Source organism: Spirillospora sp. NPDC052242, from assembly GCF_040679555.1.
Classification (GTDB): Bacteria; Actinomycetota; Actinomycetes; order Streptosporangiales; family Streptosporangiaceae; genus Spirillospora.
In genome coordinates this window covers 1-6,126 of the sequence record NZ_JBFAUZ010000104.1, presented here as the reverse complement: position 1 = coordinate 6,126, position 6,126 = coordinate 1, and the positions used below count along the sequence as shown (strand labels likewise).

Below are 6,126 nucleotides of genomic sequence, written 5' to 3'. Positions count from 1 at the left end.
GCTCCGACCGGCGCGACGACATCCCGTCGATGGGCGCCCGCGCGGACGCCATCATGATCGTCCACATGGCGGAGAGCGGCGACCGGGTGTCGGTGCCCGGCCAGGCCGCCGCTGCCCATACCGCCGCCCACGCGCGGGGGTGCGTCGCCCCGCGCGCGGGGTGGCCGCCTTCCGTGCGTTGGGTGTGCCGCGCCGCGTGTTGGGTGCGGCCGCGCGTGCCGGGGCGTTTCCGCGTGGGGTGCGGCGCCCTGCGCGTCCGGTGCGCTGGCCACGGCGTTGGTGCTGCAGCCCACGGGGCGGGCCGGGGTGGCCGCGCGAGGCGGGGTGTGGCCGGGCGTGCAGGAGGGCGGGGTGGTGGGAAATCGGGGGAATGGGTTGGGTTTCAGTGGGTACCGCGATCGCGAGCGCCGTCGAGGTCAGGGGATCGCGTGGTTGATGTGCAGACCCGGTCGTGGACGGCCGGGCGCGGGTCCGGGGCGCCGGGGCCGGGCGGGGCCGCGGAGGGGTTGATGCCGAGCCTGAAGCGCGCCGCGGCGGCGATGCGCGACGCGGACGTCCGGTACGCGCTCGCGGGCGGATTCGCGGCGTACGCGCACGGGGCGGCGGTGTCGACGCACGACGTCGACTTCGTCGTGCGGCCGGAGGACGTCGGGGCCGCGCTGGAGGCGCTCGGCGAGGCGGGCATGACGCATCTGGAGAGCCCCGAGAACTGGCTCGAGAAGGCCTGCGACGGCGATCACGTGATCGACCTCATCCACACCCCGTCGGGGCGGCCGGTGAACGCGGAACTGCTGGGCCGGACGACGGAGATCCCGGTGGGGGCGGTGTTCATGCCGGTGCTGCACCCGACCGATCTGGCGATCATGCGGCTGCTGGCGTTCACCGAGACGGCGTGCGATTTCAGCGGGTTCCTGCACGTGTGCCGGGCGCTGCGGGAGCAGGTGGACTGGTCGCGGGTCGCCGCCGAGACCGCCGAGTCCCCGTACGCCTACGCGTTCCTGACCCTGCTGGCCCGGCTGAACGTCATCGAAGGGGGCGTCCTGTGACCGACCCGTCCGCGTACATATCCGCCCACATCCAGGAACGGCTCGCGACCGAGGCGCACGAGCTCGGCATCCGCGTGGACGTCCGCGGCGACGTCGTCCATCTGCGGGGGCAGGTGGCGAGCGAGGAGCAGCGGCTGGACGTCGAGGAGGCCGCGCGGGCCGCGGCGGAGGGCCATCGCATCTGCAACGAGGTGTCCGTCTTCGAGGTCCGGGAGCCGGACCGGGAGGAGAGGATCTCATGATCCGTGTCGCGGCGGCGGGGGACCTGCACGTCGGCCCGGAGTCGACCGGGAAGTACCGGGCGCACCTGCACGGGATCGCCGATCACGCGGACGTCTTCCTGATGGCGGGCGACCTCACCCGGCACGGCACGCTGGAGGAGGGCCGGGTCGCGGCGGGCGAGCTGCGCGACCTCGGCATCCCGGTGATCGCCGTGCTCGGCAACCACGACTACCACAGCGACCTCGAGGACGAGATGTCCGCGCTGCTGCGGGACGCGGGCGTCATCGTGCTGGAAGGGGACGGGACGGTCGTCGACTGCGACGGCGTGCGGTTCGGCGTCGCGGGCGGCAAGGGCTTCGGCGGGGGCTTCGAGGGAAAGTGCGCCGGCGAGTTCGGCGAGCCGGAGATGAAGGAGTTCGTCCGGCACACGAAGGACTTCTCGGCCCGGCTCGGGACGGCGCTGCTGGAGCTCGACGCGGACGTGCGGGTCGCGCTGACGCACTACTCGCCGGTCGACGACACGCTGGAGGGCGAGCCGCCGGAGATCTACCCGTTCCTCGGCAGCTACCTGATGGGCGAGGCGATCGACGCGGCTGGCGCGGACCTGGCCGTCCACGGGCACGCGCACAAGGGGACGGAGAAGGGCATCACGAAGGGCGGCGTGCGGGTCCGGAACGTGGCGCTGCCGGTGCTGCAGCACGCGTACGCGCTGTACCACCTGGAAGTGCCCGAGAGCGCGGGGGCCGAGCGGGTCGAGGAGCGCGTGGCCGCCTGGTGATCACGCGGACCGCAGCAGCTCCAGGGATGTGGCCGTCGGCGTCCGGGCAGATCCACACGTCGCGCCAGGCCGGCGGGATGACGAGCGACCTGATGCGGGCGCGCTCGTCCGGGTCGGCGAGGGTGCGCCCGTCCAGGCCGAGGTAGGTGAAACCTTTGCCGCTCCTGCGCCGCCCGTAGCCGGGCTCGGCGGGGTCGCTGCGCCGCAGGCCCACGGGCCTCACCCCGGGTGGATCTCGCCGCCGGCCGGGACGAGCGTCTGGCCCGAGTAGTACGACGACGTGCGGTTCGCGGCGAAGAAGACGTACGACGGCGCGACCTCGTCGGGGTCGGCCGCGCGCCCCATCGGCGCCTGCTGCCCGAAGCTCTCGACCTTCTCGGCGTCGAACGTCGCGGGGATGAGCGGCGTCCAGACGGGGCCGGGCGCGACGCAGTTGACGCGGATCTCGCGGTCCATGAGGTTCTGCGCGAGGGACGCGGTCAGCGCCATCACCGCCGCCTTGCTCGCCGAGTAGTCGATCAGCGTCTTGTTGCCGCGCAGCCCGTTGATCGAGCCGGTGATGACGATGGACGAGCCGGGGCCGAGGTGGTCGAGCGCCTCCTGGATCGTCCAGAACACCGCGAAGACGTTCACCTCGAACGTGCGGCGCAGCTGTTCGTCGTCGATCTCGCGGACGTCCTGGACCGGGGTCTGCGTGCCGTGATGCAGGACGAGGACGTCCAGCCCGCCGAGGTCGCGGACGGCGTGCCGCACGACCTCGCGGGCGTGCCGCTCCTCGGCGAGGTCGCCGCCGAACGCGACGCAGCGGCGGCCGGTCGCGGTCACGAGGTCCGCCGTGTGCCGGGCGTCGTCGTCCTCGCTGAGGTAGGTGATCGCGACGTCCGCGCCCTCCTTGGCGAACGCGACGGCGACGGCCCGGCCGATGCCGGAGTCCCCGCCGGTGATCAGCGCGCGGCGTCCGTCCAGCAGCCCGCTGCCGGTGTAGTCGCGCATCTCGTCCTTCGGTTCGGGCGTCATGTCCCGCGTGTGCCCTGGGTAGGACTGGCTCTGCGCCGGTCGTTCGCTCATGTCCGTCCGCACTCCCCGTGGATCCGGTAGGTAGGGCGGGTGCCCGGAGTGATCGGCGGCAAACACGGGCCCTATTGTGACTGCTGAGTAACATCCGTGCCTCCGCAATCCGCCGGGGTGTGAGCAGAGCGCGCGGTGACGTCTGGGTAACATCACCCCGAACCACATTCGGTCCCTCACGTAAGGTGCTGCTTATGGACCTGAACGGAGTTTCCGCCGTCGTATCCGGTGGCGCGAGCGGCCTCGGCGAGGCCACCGTCCGATCGCTGGCCGCCGCGGGCGCCAAGGTGGTCGTCGCCGACCTGAACGAGGACAAGGGCAAGGCCCTCGCCGACGAGGTCGGCGGCGTCTTCGTGAAGACGGACGTGTCGAACGAGGAGCAGGTGCAGGCCGCGGTGCAGGCCGCCGTCGACACCGGCGCCCCGCTGCGCGTCATCGTCAACAGCGCCGGCATCGGCTGGGCGTCGCGGACCGTCGGCCGCGACGGCACCCCGCACGACCTCTCCGCGTTCGAGACCGTCATCCGGGTGAACCTCATCGGCACCTTCAACCTGATGCGGATCGGCGCGTCCGCCATCTCCAAGACCGACCCCGCGGACGCCGACGGCCTGCGCGGCGTCGTCATCAACACCGCGTCCGTCGCCGCCCTCGAGGGCCAGACGGGCCAGGTCGCGTACTCGGCGTCCAAGGGCGGCATCGTCGGCATGACGCTGCCCGCCGCCCGCGACCTCGCCGCGATCGGCGTCCGGGTCAACACCATCTGCCCCGGCATCATCGACACCCCGATCTACGGCGAGGGCGAGGCCGCCGAGGCGTTCAAGGCCAAGCTGGCCGCGCCCGTCCCCTTCCCGAAGCGGATGGGCACGGCCGCGGAGTTCGCGCACCTGGTGAAGTCCCTCATCGAGAACGACTACATGAACGGCGAGACCATCCGCTTCGACGGTGGTATCCGCTTCCAGCCGAAGTGAGGCACTGAATGTCCGACGCCGTTCTGACCGAAGAGGACGGGGCCGTCCTCACCATCACGATCAACCGCCCCGAGGCCAAGAACGCGGTCAACAGCGCCGTGGCGCAGGGCATCGCGGCCGCGATGGAGGAGCTCGACACCCGCAAGGACCTGTCGATCGGCATCCTCACCGGCGCCGGCGGCACGTTCTGCGCCGGCATGGACCTCAAGGGGTTCCTCACCGGTGACAACCCGATCGTCGAGGGCCGCGGGTTCGCGGGCATCGTCGAGCGGCCGTCCACCAAGCCGCTGATCGCGGCCGTCGAGGGCTACGCGCTCGCCGGCGGCTGCGAGGTCGCCCTCGCCTGCGACATGGTCGTGGCCGCGCGGGACGCCCAGTTCGGGCTGCCCGAGCCGAAGCGCGGCCTCGTCGCCGCGGGCGGCGGCCTGCTCCGGCTGCCGCAGCGCATCCCGTTCCACATCGCCATGGAGATGGCGCTGACCGGCGACAAGTACGCCGCGGAGCGGATGGCCGAACTCGGGTTCGTCAACCGGCTCACCGAGCCGGGCGGCGCGCTCGCCGCGGCCAAGGAGCTGGCGCTGAAGGTCGGCGAGAACGCCCCGCTGGCCCTCGCCGCCACCAAGAAGATCATCGTCGAGTCGCCCGACTGGTCGGACGCCGAGACGTGGCAGAAGCAGCAGGAGATCACGCTGCCGGTGTTCACGTCCAAGGACGCCCAGGAAGGCCCGGCCGCCTTCGCCGAGAAGCGCAAGCCGAACTGGAAGGGCGAGTAACCCTTCGCGTCTCGCGTGTCACGCAGAGAACGCCCGGAACTTCGGTTTCGGGCGTTTTCTTCTTTTCTGTGGCCTGATCCGGAACAGCCCTTACCGCCGAGTAAGCGGTCCCGTACTGTGTTCCCTGCCAAAACTGGATCTTGGGAGCGGATATGCGACGGAAAGCGGCGATGGTCACCGCCGTGGCCTGCGGGGTCGGGACGCTCGCCCTGGCGGCGCCCGCACACGCCGCCGGCTGGCGGAACATCCCCAGCGCGGCCCTCAATTACAACGGCAGCCTCGACAAGGTCGACTTCGGCGCGACGAACGCGGGCTGGGCCGTCGGGTCCGCGGGGGACATCTTCAGCCCGCAGGCCAAGCTCGTCCGGTGGAACGGTTCGGCCTGGGTCGCCGACCAGAGCCCCATCGGCTTCACCCCCACCGACGTCGCCGTCGCGAACGCGAACAAGGCGTGGGTCATCGGCTACAGCTGGAACGGCACCAAGGGCCTATACTGGAACGGCACCAAGTGGAGCGAGGTGTCGTACCCGCTCGTCGGATTCCCGACGGCCGTCGACGCCGCCCCCGACGGCACCGCGTGGTCGATCGCCGGGGTCGACGCCGCCGCCGGCGGCCCCTGCGCCATCCTCCGCTGGACCGGCAGCGCCTGGGTCGACCCGCAGGTCCCGCTCCCGCCCTCGTCGACCATCACCGCCGTGGACGTCAACTCCGCCAACGACGTGTGGCTCGCCGGGACCGTGTCGTCCACCGGCACCTCCGTCAACGGCCTCGTCATGCACTGGAACGGCGCCAAGTGGACGACGATGGTCGTTCCGGGCGCGATGGGCGTCCCCGGCTACCAGGGCACGATGCACCGCATCGTCGCGCACGGCCCGAACAACGTGTACGTCCTGCGCGTCCGCCAGAACGCCCAGATCACCAACGCGCTCATGCACTGGAACGGATCGTCCTGGCGGACGATCAACACCCCGCTGAACGCCGCGGGCATCGGGCTGTCGTCGGACGGCGGCTCCGGCGTGGTCATGCTCCCGATCACGACCGGCGGCAAGTCCCAGTACATGCACTACGACGGCGCCCGCTGGACCACCTACGACGGCCCGTCGCGCACCGGGACGGTCCAGGCGAGCGACATCGACGCCCGCCCCGGCACGTCCGCCGTCGTCAGCACCGGCACCGCGTCCGACCCGAGCAAGAAGGTCCCCTTCATCGAGTACTTCAGCTGACGCGGAACCTCGACCGGCGGCGGCCCGGCGGGCAGGTCCCCACGGACC

General features: G+C 71.7%; 7 protein-coding genes and 1 pseudogene. 6 read left to right on the top strand and 2 right to left on the bottom strand.

Translation table 11 applies throughout. The annotated features are described in order from the left end of the window. Window positions 1-509: 509 nt before the first annotated feature. Genes AB0L25_RS40850 through AB0L25_RS40840 form a run of 3 tightly spaced genes read left to right on the top strand, consistent with a single transcriptional unit; the run spans window position 510 to window position 2,046 of the window. Complete coding sequence (locus AB0L25_RS40850; RefSeq protein WP_500179003.1) at window positions 510-1,046, top strand: nucleotidyltransferase family protein; 537 nt, start codon at window positions 510-512, stop codon at window positions 1,044-1,046. Next, a complete protein-coding gene (locus AB0L25_RS40845; protein ID WP_500179002.1) occupies window positions 1,043-1,288 on the top strand; it encodes a BON domain-containing protein in 246 nt (81 codons plus the stop codon). Before AB0L25_RS40850 ends, AB0L25_RS40845 begins: the two co-directional genes overlap by 4 nt. Continuing rightward, window positions 1,285-2,046 carry a metallophosphoesterase family protein gene (locus AB0L25_RS40840; RefSeq protein WP_500179001.1) on the top strand — a complete coding sequence of 254 codons (762 nt, stop codon included), beginning with the start codon at window positions 1,285-1,287 and terminating at the stop codon, window positions 2,044-2,046. The genes AB0L25_RS40845 and AB0L25_RS40840 overlap by 4 nt, the downstream gene beginning before the upstream one ends. A gap of 37 nt (window positions 2,047-2,083) precedes the next feature. Here the strand turns inward: AB0L25_RS40840 and AB0L25_RS40835 are convergent. Then, a pseudogene (locus AB0L25_RS40835) lies at window positions 2,084-2,260 on the bottom strand (DNA topoisomerase IB-related protein); the annotation flags it as partial. A gap of 5 nt (window positions 2,261-2,265) precedes the next feature. Next, window positions 2,266-3,114 carry an SDR family oxidoreductase gene (locus AB0L25_RS40830; protein WP_500179000.1) on the bottom strand — a complete coding sequence of 283 codons (849 nt, stop codon included), beginning with the start codon at window positions 3,112-3,114 and terminating at the stop codon, window positions 2,266-2,268. A 194-nt stretch (window positions 3,115-3,308) separates the two neighbouring features. On the opposite strand from AB0L25_RS40830, the gene AB0L25_RS40825 reads away from it, so the two are divergent. The 3 genes from AB0L25_RS40825 (at window position 3,309) to AB0L25_RS40815 (ending at window position 6,078) form a co-directional block, all read left to right on the top strand. Next, on the top strand, window positions 3,309-4,082 hold the full coding sequence (locus tag AB0L25_RS40825; protein WP_500178998.1) for an SDR family oxidoreductase: 774 nt from the start codon (window positions 3,309-3,311) through the stop codon (window positions 4,080-4,082). A gap of 8 nt (window positions 4,083-4,090) precedes the next feature. Beyond that, window positions 4,091-4,855 (top strand): crotonase/enoyl-CoA hydratase family protein, encoded by a 765-nt coding sequence (locus tag AB0L25_RS40820; protein WP_500178996.1) that lies wholly within the window; start codon window positions 4,091-4,093, stop codon window positions 4,853-4,855. A 152-nt stretch (window positions 4,856-5,007) separates the two neighbouring features. Then, the gene (locus AB0L25_RS40815) at window positions 5,008-6,078 is read left to right on the top strand and encodes a hypothetical protein (protein WP_500178995.1); all 1,071 of its coding nucleotides are present in this window, start codon (window positions 5,008-5,010) and stop codon (window positions 6,076-6,078) included. Window positions 6,079-6,126 lie beyond the last annotated feature (48 nt).